Annotated in this window: 12 protein-coding genes, 2 tRNA genes and 2 pseudogenes; 12 read left to right on the top strand and 4 right to left on the bottom strand. The window is 53.0% G+C overall.

Annotation, left to right across the window (positions count from 1 at the left end; genetic code table 11):
- Positions 1-128 precede the first annotated feature (128 nt).
- The gene (locus tag D3M70_RS27385) at positions 129-362 is read right to left on the bottom strand and encodes a DNA-binding protein (protein WP_120128946.1); all 234 of its coding nucleotides are present in this window, start codon (positions 360-362) and stop codon (positions 129-131) included.
- Between the two features lie 82 nt (positions 363-444).
- Here D3M70_RS27385 and D3M70_RS27380 point away from each other — a divergent pair, with 82 nt between their 5' ends.
- From D3M70_RS27380 to D3M70_RS27355, 7 genes and pseudogenes are all read left to right on the top strand, one after another.
- Complete coding sequence (locus D3M70_RS27380; protein ID WP_120128944.1) at positions 445-810, top strand: helix-turn-helix domain-containing protein; 366 nt, start codon at positions 445-447, stop codon at positions 808-810.
- Between the two features lie 189 nt (positions 811-999).
- The gene (gene uvrY, locus D3M70_RS27375; RefSeq protein ID WP_120128942.1) at positions 1,000-1,644 is read left to right on the top strand and encodes a UvrY/SirA/GacA family response regulator transcription factor; all 645 of its coding nucleotides are present in this window, start codon (positions 1,000-1,002) and stop codon (positions 1,642-1,644) included.
- Between the two features lies 1 nt (position 1,645).
- Positions 1,646-2,358 (top strand): annotated as a pseudogene (locus D3M70_RS33750) (GIY-YIG nuclease family protein); the annotation flags it as partial.
- 1 nt (position 2,359) lies between these two features.
- A partial coding sequence (gene uvrC, locus D3M70_RS33745; protein ID WP_256660008.1) for an excinuclease ABC subunit UvrC occupies positions 2,360-3,422 on the top strand: 1,063 nt, incomplete at its 5' end.
- Positions 3,423-3,454: 32 nt separating this feature from the next.
- Positions 3,455-4,015, top strand: coding sequence for a CDP-diacylglycerol--glycerol-3-phosphate 3-phosphatidyltransferase (gene pgsA, locus D3M70_RS27365; RefSeq protein ID WP_120128941.1), 561 nt, complete (start codon positions 3,455-3,457; stop codon positions 4,013-4,015).
- A gap of 360 nt (positions 4,016-4,375) precedes the next feature.
- Positions 4,376-4,451 (top strand) — tRNA-Gly (locus tag D3M70_RS27360).
- A gap of 45 nt (positions 4,452-4,496) precedes the next feature.
- Positions 4,497-4,570 (top strand) — tRNA-Cys (locus D3M70_RS27355).
- Positions 4,571-5,366: 796 nt separating this feature from the next.
- On the opposite strand, the gene D3M70_RS27350 is transcribed toward D3M70_RS27355, so the two are convergent.
- Positions 5,367-5,714 carry a hypothetical protein gene (locus D3M70_RS27350; protein ID WP_133306531.1) on the bottom strand — a complete coding sequence of 116 codons (348 nt, stop codon included), beginning with the start codon at positions 5,712-5,714 and terminating at the stop codon, positions 5,367-5,369.
- Between the two features lie 70 nt (positions 5,715-5,784).
- Positions 5,785-5,943 (bottom strand): helix-turn-helix domain-containing protein, encoded by a 159-nt coding sequence (locus D3M70_RS27345; protein ID WP_120128937.1) that lies wholly within the window; start codon positions 5,941-5,943, stop codon positions 5,785-5,787.
- Positions 5,944-7,063: 1,120 nt separating this feature from the next.
- Here D3M70_RS27345 and D3M70_RS27340 point away from each other — a divergent pair.
- From D3M70_RS27340 to D3M70_RS27325, 3 genes are all read left to right on the top strand, one after another.
- Positions 7,064-7,378: a hypothetical protein gene (locus tag D3M70_RS27340; RefSeq protein ID WP_120128935.1), complete on the top strand. Its 315-nt coding sequence runs from the start codon at positions 7,064-7,066 to the stop codon at positions 7,376-7,378.
- A gap of 795 nt (positions 7,379-8,173) precedes the next feature.
- Positions 8,174-8,515: a plasmid mobilization relaxosome protein MobC gene (gene mobC, locus D3M70_RS27330; protein ID WP_120128931.1), complete on the top strand. Its 342-nt coding sequence runs from the start codon at positions 8,174-8,176 to the stop codon at positions 8,513-8,515.
- A complete protein-coding gene (locus D3M70_RS27325; protein WP_120128929.1) occupies positions 8,512-11,100 on the top strand; it encodes a relaxase/mobilization nuclease domain-containing protein in 2,589 nt (862 codons plus the stop codon). The genes mobC and D3M70_RS27325 overlap by 4 nt, the downstream gene beginning before the upstream one ends.
- Before the next feature lie 1,334 nt (positions 11,101-12,434).
- On the opposite strand, the gene D3M70_RS27320 is transcribed toward D3M70_RS27325, so the two are convergent.
- Positions 12,435-12,887: a helix-turn-helix domain-containing protein gene (locus tag D3M70_RS27320; protein ID WP_120128927.1), complete on the bottom strand. Its 453-nt coding sequence runs from the start codon at positions 12,885-12,887 to the stop codon at positions 12,435-12,437.
- Between the two features lie 173 nt (positions 12,888-13,060).
- On the opposite strand from D3M70_RS27320, the gene D3M70_RS27315 reads away from it, so the two are divergent.
- Together D3M70_RS27315 and D3M70_RS32410 are read left to right on the top strand one after the other, a co-directional pair.
- Positions 13,061-13,444 carry a DUF6957 family protein gene (locus D3M70_RS27315; RefSeq protein ID WP_256660007.1) on the top strand — a complete coding sequence of 128 codons (384 nt, stop codon included), beginning with the start codon at positions 13,061-13,063 and terminating at the stop codon, positions 13,442-13,444.
- A 558-nt stretch (positions 13,445-14,002) separates the two neighbouring features.
- Positions 14,003-14,215: pseudogene (locus D3M70_RS32410) on the top strand (hypothetical protein); the annotation flags it as partial.

Here is a 14,215-nt window from a genome sequence, read left to right as displayed (position 1 = left end):
ATCAACCGCGCATTCGTCCTGCCAACAATGAACCCTTAGTTGCACAATAAAAACTTATCTGACGGTATGTAGTGGCCCTGAAGACCAACTTTGAAGAAACGTCCTACAAATAAGAGGGGTTAACTAACCTACTCTAACGGCTGATCGCGTTTGTGGGTCGGCTCTGGCGGAATGACCCCAATTTTCATTCCCAGCAACACGGCGACTTTATGCGATTCGCCGCGCCGTCCCTTCTTCCGGCCCGAGAGAATCTGGTAGGTCGTGGCCGGGTCGACGCTGTTTTCCCGGGCAAACTCTTGAACAGATTTCCCCTGCTGTTCCAGCCAGGCCTTGGCTTGTGCTGCGGTGCGGATTCCGGGCATAGTTCAAAACCGTTCAAGTCTGTTTAAATTTATCTCGATTCTACCATTCGTAAGGATGGGGTCAACAAGGTTATGCATTCAAATGAGTGGAATTGGAGCCCGGCTTAGGGAAGAACGCGAGCGCTTGGGGCTTTCGCAACGAGCGTTTGGAGAAATTGGTGGCGTGGAGCCGAATGCGCAGGGCAAATACGAGAGCGGTGACCGTACACCCAAAGCCGACTATCTGGCGGCTGTCGCTGCCAAGGGCGTCGATGTGCTGTACGTGTTGACCGGAACCCGCACTCCCGCGCCGATCGAAAACCTCAGCGAGGTCGAAGAGTGGGTGCTGGGTAGCTACCGCACACTGGTGAAGGAGGATCAGGCAGCAATTCTGCGACTGACCACCACGTTGGCCGAATATAAAGCCACCTACGCAATCGAAAAGAAAATGACCTCGAATGAGGACTGATCCCCTCGATTGACGGCAAGCGTACGTTTGAAGATTTTTTGCAAGTTTCACGGTCCACGATGAGCGTTTGGCGGTATTGTTACGGATCATCCTGCATGGCCACTGGAGCGTTGGTTTCGCGCTAGGTCCTGCACTTTCTTTTTGTTAAGGTGACGTGCATTCGTCATAAATTGTTCGTGAGGTGTCTGCTTGATTAGGGTGCTGGTTGTCGATGACCATGATCTGGTTCGGACAGGTATCACGCGCATGCTCGCTGACATCGACGGTCTGCAGGTGGTCGGGCAGGCCGACTCCGGCGAAGAGTCGTTGAAAAAAGCCCGTGAGCTCAAGCCCGATGTGGTGCTCATGGACGTGAAAATGCCCGGTATCGGCGGTCTGGAAGCCACCCGAAAATTGATGCGCAGCCACCCCGACATGAAGGTGGTGGCAGTGACGGTGTGCGAGGAAGACCCGTTTCCGACCCGCTTGCTGCAGGCCGGCGCGGCGGGATACATGACCAAGGGCGCGGGTCTCACCGAAATGGTCCAGGCCATTCGCCTGGTGTTCGCCGGGCAGCGTTACATCAGCCCGCAGATCGCCCAGCAACTGGCGCTCAAGTCGTTCCAGCCGCAGACCAGCAATTCGCCCTTCGACCTGCTGTCGGAGCGCGAAATCCAGATCGCACTGATGATCGTCGGTTGCCAGAAAGTGCAAACCATTTCCGACAAGCTCTGCCTGTCGCCGAAAACCGTGAATACCTACCGCTATCGTATTTTCGAGAAGCTCTCGATCAGCAGTGACGTCGAGCTTGCGTTGCTGGCCGTACGTCACGGCATGGTCGATGCCAGCGCCTGAAATGACCCAGCCGTTTGATCCCAGCGCATTTCTCTCCACCTGCAGTGGCCGTCCCGGCGTGTATCGCATGTTCGATACCGAGGGGCGCCTGCTCTATGTGGGTAAAGCCAAAAACCTGAAAAAGCGTCTCGCCAGCTATTTTCGCAAGACCGGCCACGCGCCGAAGACCGGTGCGCTGGTCGCGCGCATTTCCCAGATCGAAACCACCATCACCGCCAACGAAACCGAGGCGTTGCTGCTGGAACAGACGCTGATCAAGGAATCGCGCCCGCCGTATAACATTCTTCTGCGTGACGATAAATCCTATCCCTACGTGCACCTGTCCGACGGCGAGTTTCCGCGGTTGAGCATTCATCGCGGCGCGAAGAAAGCCAAGGGCCGTTATTTCGGGCCTTACCCCAGTGCCGGCGCCATCCGCGAAAGTCTGAGCATTCTGCAGAAGACCTTTCATGTGCGGCAGTGCGAAGACAGTTTCTACAAAAACCGAACGCGCCCCTGTCTGCAATATCAGATCAAGCGTTGCAAGGCGCCGTGCGTGGGGTTCGTCGATCCCCAGGTCTACGCCGAGGACGTGCGTCACTCGGTGATGTTCCTCGAGGGGCGCAGCAATGCGCTGACCGACGAGTTGAATGCGTTGATGGAGAAGGCGGCGATGGAGCTCAACTTCGAGCACGCCGCCGAGCTGCGGGACCAGATCGGCCTGCTGCGCCGGGTNCGCCGCATTCGTTAACCCGGGCGGCGCCTGTGTGCACCTGATCAGCGTGCGCGCAGGACGAGTTCTCGGCAGCAAGAATTTCTTTCCTCAGGTGGGTATCGAGGAGGAGGTCGGCGAGGTCATGTCGGCGTTTCTGGCGCAATACTTCCTGGGCGGCGGCGAGCGCGAGTTGCCCAGCGAGGTCATTGTCAACGTGGTCAACGAAGACTTCCCGGCGTTGATCGAAGCCATCGATGCGTCGCGCGGTCGTGAAATCACCATCAGCCATCGGGTGCGCGGCACTCGCGCGCGCTGGCAGCAACTGGCCGTGACCAACGCCGAGCAGGCGCTGGCCGCACGACTGGCGAACCGGCAGCACGTGGCCGCACGTTTCGAGGCGTTGGCCGAAGTGCTGAAACTGGACGAGCCGCCGCAACGCCTGGAGTGCTATGACATCAGTCACTCCAGCGGCGAAGCCACCGTTGCGTCGTGCGTGGTGTTTGGCCCGGAAGGCCCCATCAAGTCAGATTACCGGCGCTACAACATCGAAGGTGTAACGGCGGGGGATGACTATGCCGCCATGCACCAGGCGCTGACCCGTCGATTCAGCAAAATCAAGGACGGCGAGGGCAAGTTGCCGGATATCCTGCTGGTGGACGGCGGCAAGGGGCAGTTGAACATGGCGCGCGATGTCATGAACGAACTGGCAGTGCCGGACCTGATCCTGCTTGGCGTTGCCAAGGGCACCACGCGTAAAGCGGGTTTCGAAACGCTGTACCTTAACGACGCCGCCCATGAATTCACGCTGCGCGGTGATTCGCCTGCGTTGCACCTGATTCAACAGATTCGCGACGAAGCCCACCGTTTCGCCATCACCGGGCATCGCGCCCGCCGGGGCAAGACTCGCCGGACATCGACGCTGGAAGGCGTCGCCGGGGTAGGGCCGACACGGCGTCGCGACCTGCTCAAGCACTTCGGCGGGTTGCAGGAATTGTCCCGCGCAAGCATCGAAGAAATCGCTAAAGCGCCCGGAATCAGTAAAAAGCTCGCAGAGTCGATTTATGCGAGCCTGCACAGCGAGTAGAATGCCCGCTCACCTCGTAGCCAGTTGTGCCGATGAATATCCCTAATCTGATCACCGTATTACGTGTCCTGCTGATTCCGATCTTCATTCTGTTGTTCTACCTGCCGTATTACTGGAGCTATACAGCGGCCAGTTCGGTTTTCGCCCTCGCCGCCGCCACCGACTGGCTCGACGGCTATCTCGCCCGACGCCTGGAGCAAAGCACGCCGTTCGGTGCCTTTCTCGATCCGGTGGCCGACAAGCTGATGGTCGCCGTCGCCTTGGTGCTGCTGGTGCAGGCCCATGCCAACTTCTGGCTGACATTGCCGGCAGCCGTCATCATCGGTCGCGAAATCGTGATTTCCGCCTTGCGCGAATGGATGGCGGAGCTGGGCGCTCGCGCTCAGGTGGCCGTGTCCAATCTGGGCAAGTGGAAGACCGCCGCGCAGATGCTCGCCCTGGTGATCCTGCTCGCCAATCCGCCCGCGTTCACCTTCTGGGTGGTGCTCGGTTACGTGCTGCTGATGGTGGCCGCGGGGCTGACCTTGTGGTCGATGGTGCAATACCTCCGCGCGGCATGGCCGCATTTGAGGACCACGACGGAGGAGAAGTGACGAGCTCTGGGCAGTGGGTCATTAGCGAGTAATGCCCGTGGTAACACCGACGAATCAACAGTGAGGCGTTTATTAAGACTCCCTTCTGTTCGATGGGGTGCTGCTCTCGCTGCTTCCTGCTGGCTCCCAGGTCGGCACTCCGCTGCATCCGCTCGCGGCAGAGACTAATCCCAACCTTACTTTCGGAATCGGTGAGAAATGACAGTCCCGTGGACGCAGCGCGCTCCGGTTCACGGTCGATGGGTGCGACGGTTCGGGCCTTGCAGGGCTCATCGACGGAAGTGATGGAGGAAAAATAAGTATTTTTAAATCAAGGGGTTGACGGGGTCATTTGAATCTATAGAATGGCGCCCACACCAAGCGGGAATAGCTCAGTTGGTAGAGCACGACCTTGCCAAGGTCGGGGTCGCGAGTTCGAGTCTCGTTTCCCGCTCCAGTTTGAACGCGTTCAATGTTAGCGGTTAGAGCATTTAACGTTTGGGGCCGAGTAGCAAAATGGTTATGCCGCGGATTGCAAATCCGCTTACGCCGGTTCGATTCCGACCTCGGCCTCCACTATAAACGAGCTCTGTAGATCAATGATTTACAGAGCTTTTTTATTTGCGTCGAAGATACAATTCGGCGGTATTTCAAAGCGCTTCGCGCTTGCTTCACCGGGTAGGGATGTATATATTCCCAGCTCTTGTCGTTCCGGGCAGTGGCAATATTTGCTGTAAGGGAACAGACGCGCGACACCGCCCTGATGGTGAAATTGGTAGACACACCGGACTTAAAATCATTGGTGTGTCAAAGCTTTTTTTCAGATCTCGCCTCCCAATCGTCCCCTCTACGCCTTAGAATATAAGGCTTCCGCGGTCTTTCGAGCTGATCTACTCTGTCTTCCGCCAGTCCAAGATTTGATCTTGGTAGCTTTTTGGGAGCCGCACTCAAAAAAATGTTCTCACTTAGAAATCCTGCTCTAGCTGTCCTGAGCCTTCAGGCGGTGCCTCTAAATTTGACCTATTTTAATGGCGATAAAAAACCCGGCGGTTAACCAGGTTTTTTGGAGCTACCAAGGCGTCGTGCCGTGGCCTCAAGAGCGTCTTGCTCGGTTCATTCGAAGGACATGAGCGGCGGTACTCTGCCTCGCACGTGCTCTATACGACGTCGCACCTCGGGTGGTCAGCATTGTGCAGGAGGTTGATTCTAATGCCTTTCACGTTGACACCAGAGTCATAGGCTTAACTAGCCGTACCTTGCATGATATTTTTTTGGGGTAGGGGGCTCACCCATCCAAGTAATCATTCGTGCCGCTTTGTTCATGAGTACTAACTGGCCGAATCTTACTTTGCACTGCCAACGATCAGTCAGGTCAAGTTGCCCAGCCTTTAAGCATGATGAGATCAGCGATTCGCGCGATCTCCGCCACATTACTCAGATCGTAAATAGATTCGACGATCTCGGCGTGGCTGCCATTCTCGTAAATAATCTTCTTTCTGATGTCTTGATCGAAGCAGCATTCAACATGGTATTCGCAATCTGCGAACTTTGTGACGACGGAAAAACCGCCGTGGTTTTTCCCGCCGTTTTTTTTGTGGCGAAGGATAGCATCAATAATCTCTACGGCTATCGGATTGTCGGTCGCTGGCCTCGGGAAGTGGATAGCGCTGACGAGTGTGTTGTTGCTCATTGTTGTCATAAAACTCTTTGAGTTGTTCACAGTTGTTATCCCTTTAGACGAGTCGTCTCGGGGGAGGTTAAGCAGCCGGGCAATACATGGTTTCCACAAATCACTCAACGTCTGTGCGCTTGTAAAATATCCGGCGACTAATATGTTTTTTATGAGGAATTTTATCGTGAAACTTCCCGGTATACCTCCAGAATCGTAACGTCTCGTGGGATACGCCAAGCATCAGAGCTGCTTCTCGGGGGTTAATATACTCACTCATACAGCTTCCTTGAATTCTGAAATATGTCCAAGCCGGTGCTGTCTTCGTCCGACTTGTCAATATACGTTAATTGAGCATTCGGAGAGCGTCAAGTGCCTGAGGGCACTTTTTTTGGTCTGAAAATATAGGGTCTTGTATAATTTGCACTTTACCGCAAACTCTTTCAGATAATTTGCGGTAAACAGCAAAATCTATAATTATTTAATTTAGTAAAGCGAGGTTTGGTATGTAAATAATTGTGCTTTTGTTTGATAAGTTTTATTGGTTTGATTAATGAAAATATAGTAGCTAGAGGTTATATAGACCGAAGTTTCTATCGCAATCGGCCTATGCCACCGAGGAAGCACACAACTTGAACTGCGTATCTAACCGAGGGGTTGGGCTTTTGACGTATACGTGACCGCAGCCTAAGGGGCTTTACGTAGAGAGTTTTTAAATCCTCGCCTGGGTGTGATCTTGCTATGCCGCGAAGGTGTCCAGCGTACTGCGCTCCGTATCGCTGAGCCGTACTCGCATCGAAGCGCCAACAACCATGCTGGCTATCCATCACTAGGCACCAGCGCTCCACCGCGGATACTCTTGCAGCGACAGCGAAAATCAGAAACTTATAAAAAGGGCAGCTGGCTGTTGAGTGTGAACCAGCTGAGGCTTGCGCCACCTATGTTTCGATCCGCCATGATACAAAATCTACACATGCTGAACTTGCCATAGAGAATACTGAGATCATAAATCTGAATGACGAGGTTCAGAGTCTGCGGTGCGGACGCATCGCTGCAGCTCACTGGCGAACACTGCCAGCAATCTTGATCCGCATTGGTGATTGAACGGAGATTGGTACGGCAGGTGGAACCCTCCAAAATTTTCGTTATTCGCCGAAGGCGGCTATGAAATTTACTCCAGCATTTTTTATCAGTCATAAGCAGATAGTGTTTTAAGGTGTGAATAACGTTTTCTGCATCCACGGCACCCGTGACTACGCCGGGTCTGTGACTAGCCGCTGCATGCTTCACAAATAGGTTTTTGTTCTCAAGCTTGACTCATTCTGCTTGAGCGTCAGATCGGGCATGACTGAATCGAACTGGATCACACGTTTTTCCAACTTTGCCTAAGGAGCGTACGCATGGTCTGGCGGGCACGCATTCGTCACTTCCCAGATCCAATCCGAGCTGCCCATACGTTCAGCAATGTATTGCTGTTAAAGTTCAATGTGACCTGGCTTGCGATCGCCGTGGAGAAATGTTCCGTTCGTGACTGCGAGGATCTTCTGTTTGGCGCTTCGGGTGCCTTCGCTCATATTTTCACATCGGGCGTCAATGACCCGGGCCCTGTCAAATTCTGGTGTCCCGCGAACGAGTCCGGATGCCTGCGGGACTTTGATCAAGCGGTTCGCAGCAATGGCAGCTTGAATCTGCACCGCTCGTTATCCTTTTGTTGATAAAGTCCCGCTTGGCGGCGAGAAGACCAAGCCAGGCTTTTCAAAGTTCTCATCAAGCCCAAGGCATTCATCGACAATGGCTTTAGCCGTCGAGTTGTTCTCTGCACTGATGTCCTCTACGTCCTGCACCCGGCCCGTCCCTGCAAAGCCACCTGCTGCTGCAAGTGAATGCCCGGCAGATCTACTTTGTTAGTAGCTGGCTCTGCTCGATAGCAGCACAGCCTGACTCTGTGAGGTCAGACGTAAGAGTTATCGTGGCGCACGCATCAGCAGCAGGCTGTGAGCGCTCCTATTGCACTAGGTTCTGTTTTCCTCTTCATCCTTATCCAGACGAGCAATGAGGCTCGCAAAGCCTTTGTTGGTGTTCTCCGTGGACAGGTTCGCGTATGTGCCCATCGCATCAGGTTCAGCTTTGAGGTACGCAAGCTCTTCACTCGACTCGATAGTTCTCTCGATGGCCTCATATGGCTTTTGATTAAGCTTGGATATCTGAGTGCCTGGTAGTATGTAGGAAAATGCCGATGTCGACATGAATTAAGTGCTTACTGAGAGCGAAAGTTAAGCCATGTTTGTAGGTTTCATATGTCGTCTCTGATGCGGTTTTCATAATCATATATATTTTTGCTTGTGCATAGTGATGATCATCTTTAATAATGAAAGCGTCGGAGGAAATACAGGAGCCAGGGCTAACTATCCTGCGGATAGTTTCTTAATTCGTTCGCTTTGCTCACTCTTTCGACCTGTCTCCCTGCGCTGTGCTTGTGAGAAATCAAAAACAATAAGAGTCAGAAAACCATGAGCAAAAAACGAGGCCCGGCACCAAAACCAGCCGAACAACAACGAACCAAGCGCATCAGCGTATATTTCTCTGACGTCGAATATGAGAGCCTGGCTCAGCGTGCCAGAAACAAACATGATCTGTGTAATTACATTCGTGCGCAGGTGTTTGCCGGACAAACGCAGGTCGTCGTCTCGATTCCTGAAGTAAACATCAAAGCGTATGGCGAGCTGGGACGAGTCGGCTCGAATTTGAATCAAATTGCCAGGCATCTGAATTCAGGTGCTCCCGTCGATCTGCAGCAGCTGCAGGCTGAGATAGCTGCGTTCAGGATGGCATTGATCGAGCAGCCATCATGAAAGGCATGCAGAAGATCTCCCGGGGTAGCAGCTTTAGCGGCGTCATGGCGTATGCCTTCGACGGTGACGTAGACAATCTCCGCGCGCTAGAAGGCGAGGTGCTCGGCGGCAACATGTCCGGGCATGATCCTAAATCCCTAGCACGCGAGTTCGGAGCATCCAAAGCCGTCAGGCCCGAGGTCGCAAAACCTGTTTGGCACAACTCACTGAGATTGCCAGCGGGCGATACATTGACTAAATACCAGTGGGTAGCAATTGGCGATGCTTATATGGCAAAGATGGGGTTCAGCGAGAATCACCAACGCGTTTATGTGCTCCACGACGATAAAGCAGGACAGCACATACATATAGTTGCTTCGCGCATTGCTCTTGATGGGAATCTGTTTCTCGGAAAAAACGAGAATCTAATAAGCACAAAAATTATTGCTGATCTTGAAAAAGAATTCAACTTGACGATCACCAAGGGTGCTGATTACGAAAACAAAAAAGTCGTCATGCCAGATCGTAGTAGACCGACTAAAGGTGAAGTAGGGAAATTTGAACGCACTGGTGAGTCGCCCAGTCGATTTGTTCTCGCAGAGCTTATTGATCAAGCGATAGCAGACAAGCCAACGGCATCCAAATTTGCCGAGCGACTTAATTTGGCTGGGGTTGAAGTGAGAGCAAATTTTAGTAAAAACAAGTTGAATGGCTTTTCTTTTGGTCTGGATGGAATTGGATTTAAGGGGTCTCAACTTGGAAAACAGTATACGGGTAAGGCACTTTTCGGACGGGGTTTAACGTATGAGCAAGATAGAGACTATGCGGAACTCAAGCAGTATAGCAGCGCAGCAAAAGAGCTCGCAAACGCTGATCGAGATAGAGCAAGCGATTCAACAACTGAGAGAGACAATCTCAATGTACGGAGAGCTGACCGCTCAAGAATTAATAGAGCCAATCAAAGCACTGTTGAGCGTAGTGGAGCAGACCAGGGACTCGGCGAACACTCTTCACGGCATAACGAATTCGGCGACGGAGTACCTGAGGCAGACAGCTCCCTTGCTGAATCGAGCAACAACAGCATTGAAAAGCATCCAAGAGCCAAAAGTTATCGAGAAAACGCTTGCAGAACGGCTCCTGGCCATGGCTCCGGCAGCGTCGTTACTGATCAGTATCATCACTCTCGCGGTAGTGATGTTACATCCGGTGTAGAGCTCTCTAATGTAGGGCCGATGCACACAGGCGATGAAGCTACGGACAATCTGAATAAGCTCGCCCACCAGGCAGCCATGAAAGAGGCAAATGAGACCATGGCTCGCCAGAGACGCAACCAAGCAGAATACGATGTTGTGCTCAAAAGGCGTTTTGCCGAGGCTCAAGCGACAATGAATCAACTGCTTGGAATCGGCGACAAGCCGATCCCTTTTAGTTACGAAAAAGCCCAGCTGCGGCCCTACAGTGCAAGACTTATAAGCCTTTCGGGCAGAGTGACAGATCCGAATTGGCGTGATCGGGAAATCGCGCAGTTTGCTAATGCAGTCGGAGCTGATGGTTTTGACCTGGCATTTTACGATCCTGGTAAAAAACGGGGTTCAACCAAAAAAAGCCTGTCTGCAGATCAGCTCGTCAGTCCGCGCACGGTTCGCGGCCTGACCAGTCATTTTTCGCGTAATGGCGATGTCGCTGCCAGACCGCAAGCTGGTGACTCCAAAGGTGTGATTCTACTTACAGGCCTGACTGATGAAGCGCTGCAAAAGCTCGAAGCTGCAGGCTTTTCACCCGCAGCAACGATCGATGTTGCTGGCAAAAAGCAGGCCTGGTGTCGAGCAGATGAGACGCTGACTGCAGAAGCGCGTCATAAGCTCTTAGAGCGTCTTTCTGACCTTACCGGCGTTTTGCACCAGGACAACGCTTACGGGCGCTTGCCAGGCTTTTCCAGGGGCACACATACAGCGACCCTTGTATCTGCCACAGGTCATTCAGCTACGGCGCTGAAAGATCATTTGAACGAGATTCGGTCTGAGATCCTGGACAATAAAATCAGCCTGCGCCTCGATCAAGCTGTGCTCTCCAGGGCGACACTGGACAAAGACGATTTCGACCACGTTGGCAGCACAAAATACCTAAAACCTGGCTGGTTTCAGGAGACTCGTGACCGCGTTAAAGCAGATGTAATGAATCGCACCGCGCAGGTCAGCAACGAGCGTATCGAAGCCAAGATTCTCGAAGCCATGGCACGCCAGAAAGTCCCAGTTTCTCAGGCTTACAGGGCTGTTATCAGCGAGTCCAGGTTCTGTGCCGGCATCGAGCTCAAGGTCGTGAGTCTGGTATCTCATGCGTACAAAGTTGTGGCTCTTGAAACTGAGGGGGAGATACCTGCAGGCGTAGACATCGATAGTGACGCTAGGCAGCGATTCCCGGAGCTTATGCCGTGTGCCAAAAGCGGCATCGATTCAGAGCAAAACGTAAGGCGCGAGCAATTGAGAATCGACGCTATGAATGAACAGCGTGCGCTTGAGCGTCAAGAAGACGACAGGCGCAGGGATCGTGCTCTCGAAGCCGCATTGAGCGTTTCGAGAGCACAGGCGCGGCTAACAAGAGGTTGATGAATTTTTTGGGTGTTAAAACTCCAGACCACTCTGCGAAGTTGTTCATAGGGAACACTTCAACCGGGTGAGACAGAGCCAGCCATATCCGGTAGGTGAGTGACGAGCTGGCGCCTGTGCTGTTTCAATGAAGTGTGAAAATGTGCGGTTCCCACTAAGGTGGCTTGCTCACCTACGGTGAGGTGATCCGGCTCTGGGTCATGATAGCCATACCCATCTGAGATGCAGTGCCCTGGCCACTTCGACTTCGTGTCTGAAGACTCGACGTCAAAGCGCACTTAACACCAAAGTAGTGGAAGAGAGATGCTTTTTTGGAGCCGCGCCCGAGTCTTCACGTTGTCAGGGTATTCCGTTAGGAGACTCCTTTCTATGGGCGCGTGCCTCGGAAGCCATGTCGGGCAAGGCCTCCGGGCCTGGTGGAAAATATTTTTGTTTTTGCCCCTTGAATTTTTTTTTTGAAAACGGAGTTCTTAGATTTGTAATCAAGAAACAGCGGGGATGGCCAATCCCACGCATTTCTTAATTTTTTCGCGTCTTTTCTGAGCTGCTTTTCAGCTTTTGATTGAATATGCATCCGCTACTTGGCTGGTTTGTTAGCTTCTGAGAAGCTCAGACATGGTGATATATGTGGCGCTACGGCCCCCTGGGCCGGAACCTTTCGCTTTTTCGCGGCGTAAGCCGCTGCTTGGCTTTTGTTTACAAACAAGCATGTGAATTTTTTTTCAAAAACACTACATGTTGTGTTTTACCGTGCTATCCTAGCGAATAAAACACTATATGTTGTGGTTTTAGTGATTCTGCAGTGGGTGCTCACCCGCTGACTTGACAAAAGTTAGTGCCCATGAATCTTACGTACTTGGTTCTACGCCGCAGTGGGTGGCTGTGATGAATTGGCTCGTGATACGTCGGGAGATGCATATCCGCCAGTTCAAGAGTCAGACCCTCGAAGTGGGTGAGGTCAGCCCCCTTATCTACTTCGTTTGGATCGTAGCTGGGGCCGTGGGACTTTAGCCAAGCCAAGCCAAGCCAAGCCAAGCCAAGCGCTAGCTATGCTGTAGCCGCATACGCTGCGGTTCTTCAAGTCCTACGCACTGATCCAGACCTTTCTAAAAAATCTCTCTCACGATCACTGGGCAGGCAAAAGATATAAGCCTTGAGCTTTTTGAGAACCCCGCCGCAGTCGGTACTGCGCCGACAAGTAGCAACCGCGATGTAAAGTCGGGCTGCGCACGCTGAAGCGGTACACGGAGATTGAACTGATGATCAATGACGTTCATCGGCTCGGCAGCGGAAGATGGCGTGCGCCAACCCGCCTCTCAATCGCTCTGATAACCCTACGTCTTGCCCCAAAGCCTTCTCAACGTAGTTTTCGCCATTCCAAGCTCCCTCGCGGCCTGGGCTTGTGTGAGCCCCTTTGACTTCAACTCCTGAACGACGTGCCGTTTCCTTTCAGCTTCAGCCATCGCTGGCGTCGTCATCGTTTCTGATTTGGATGGCAGTGCGGCATCTGCCAAGCCAAGCTCCTGCAACTCCGATAAGGATTCCATCAGCGTTTCGCGCGCGGTTTTTCCTTCGCAGGACGCGAGTGCCAGGACAAGCAGTGAAATTGGTTGAACATTCAGCGCGGATGCAAGCTCACCGCTCACCTCGACGGTCGGACTCGTCTTGGCTGATTCGAGCTGGCTGATGTGGGATTGAGCGACGGTCTTTGAGATATCCCCTTGGGTTAGCCCCTTCCGTGTACGAAGTAGCTGTAGTACCGCTCCAAACGATTCGCGCAGCGCCATTTCAAAATCCCAAAAGGGGACGGTATGCCGTGTTTGCCTGGAGCTGCACAAATCTATATATTGATATTTGTGGCCCTTACGCACGGCTAGCCTTCTTTCGGAGGCCGGAGAGCGTTCGAGGGGCTGGGTTTATTAGATATTGACGAGCGAGGTTGGGGTAGATGGATGGCTCTGTGGACTACGGCCTGTTGGGCGACCCTGGCGTTGTCACTGCAGGATCTGACCTTAGCCTTGAAGATGTCCTCGCACTGGCTAAAGTCCGATACCGCTGGATGCCCTGTTGTGTTGTAGAGGAATGGATCATTTTCGACGTGGTTGTGACTGGGGAGGAACTCGCCAAGGTTCATGCCGCCGGCTGCTTGCCGATGATCTTGTTCGCACACAACGTTAGGCACGACGACAACCGAAGGTTTGAGCCAGGCTCCTGGGTTCGGTCGACCATTGCTACGAAGTTAGACGAGGGGTTCCTGTTCGTCACTCGAAACACTGTGTACGTACTGAAGGGCAGCGGCCATCGTAAATCGGCCTCTTTGAAGGCCATCTATGCAATTCACTGAATACCCGCTCCGAAGCGGCGCCTGAGATTGAGATACCACAAATGTTCTGCACGCATGAAAGTGAAATGGCTGGATCAGTTGGGATGTTTGGGGACGGACTAGCTCACTGGCACGGCGTTTCAAGGGCCCTGAAGACCCCCTGGTACCACGTAAGTGTGAAGCGCTGGCAGGACGACCGATTCGTTTCAGTCGAGGAATTCGTAAATGATGAACCTCGGCTGTATGAGCTCCTGAGCCAGCAAGACGAGACACTCAAAGTCTCTGAGGTGCAAGTAGTCACTCCGTGGTGGGTGAACGGTGGAGAGTCTTGGAAAATGGAACGCCTTCGATCTCTGAGCATGGGTTGCGACCCCCATGACGTACCAATCTGCATTTTGGAGGTCGAGAGTGGAGCTGTGTATCACGACTCTCACGATCCGGAGTTCGATGCGGCCGCTCTTCGGAAAGTCCGAGTCATTTACCAAAGCCCGTTGGCTAGCCGCTGAGCGAAGTCGGGCTGACGCCTGATAGACCGGCCGCTTAGGCTTAAAAAACATTGTGAAGGCAAGGAGGCATGCGGTGAGCGTAGAGAACGAGTTGACTGCGGAGTTGCACAGCAGGCGCTTTACGAATTTTGACCGGCGTCGAATCCATAGAGCTCAAAGCCAGGTATATGAGCACGAAATCACCGCATATCTGGTCAACTCTCAGATCATCGGCTCTTCACTGGTGGGCGTGGTTTTTGGCCACATCAATAAAGGCCCCCACGGGCGCTATGCGGACGGACATTTC

The organism is Pseudomonas sp. LS-2 (assembly GCF_003605735.1).
GTDB lineage: Bacteria > Pseudomonadota > Gammaproteobacteria > Pseudomonadales > Pseudomonadaceae > Aquipseudomonas.
Note: the sequence above shows the minus strand (reverse complement) of the source record. Positions and strands in the feature narration are given on the sequence as shown.

Coding starts and splice junctions, on each gene's coding strand:
- D3M70_RS27385 (WP_120128946.1), bottom strand. CDS start 362: ATGCCCGGAATCCGCACCGCAGCACAAGCCAAGGCCTGGCTGGAACAG.
- D3M70_RS27380 (WP_120128944.1), top strand. CDS start 445: ATGAGTGGAATTGGAGCCCGGCTTAGGGAAGAACGCGAGCGCTTGGGG.
- pgsA (WP_120128941.1), top strand. CDS start 3,455: ATGAATATCCCTAATCTGATCACCGTATTACGTGTCCTGCTGATTCCG.
- D3M70_RS27345 (WP_120128937.1), bottom strand. CDS start 5,943: ATGAGTGAGTATATTAACCCCCGAGAAGCAGCTCTGATGCTTGGCGTA.
- D3M70_RS27340 (WP_120128935.1), top strand. CDS start 7,064: ATGGTCTGGCGGGCACGCATTCGTCACTTCCCAGATCCAATCCGAGCT.
- mobC (WP_120128931.1), top strand. CDS start 8,174: ATGAGCAAAAAACGAGGCCCGGCACCAAAACCAGCCGAACAACAACGA.
- D3M70_RS27325 (WP_120128929.1), top strand. CDS start 8,512: ATGAAAGGCATGCAGAAGATCTCCCGGGGTAGCAGCTTTAGCGGCGTC.
- D3M70_RS27320 (WP_120128927.1), bottom strand. CDS start 12,887: ATGGCGCTGCGCGAATCGTTTGGAGCGGTACTACAGCTACTTCGTACA.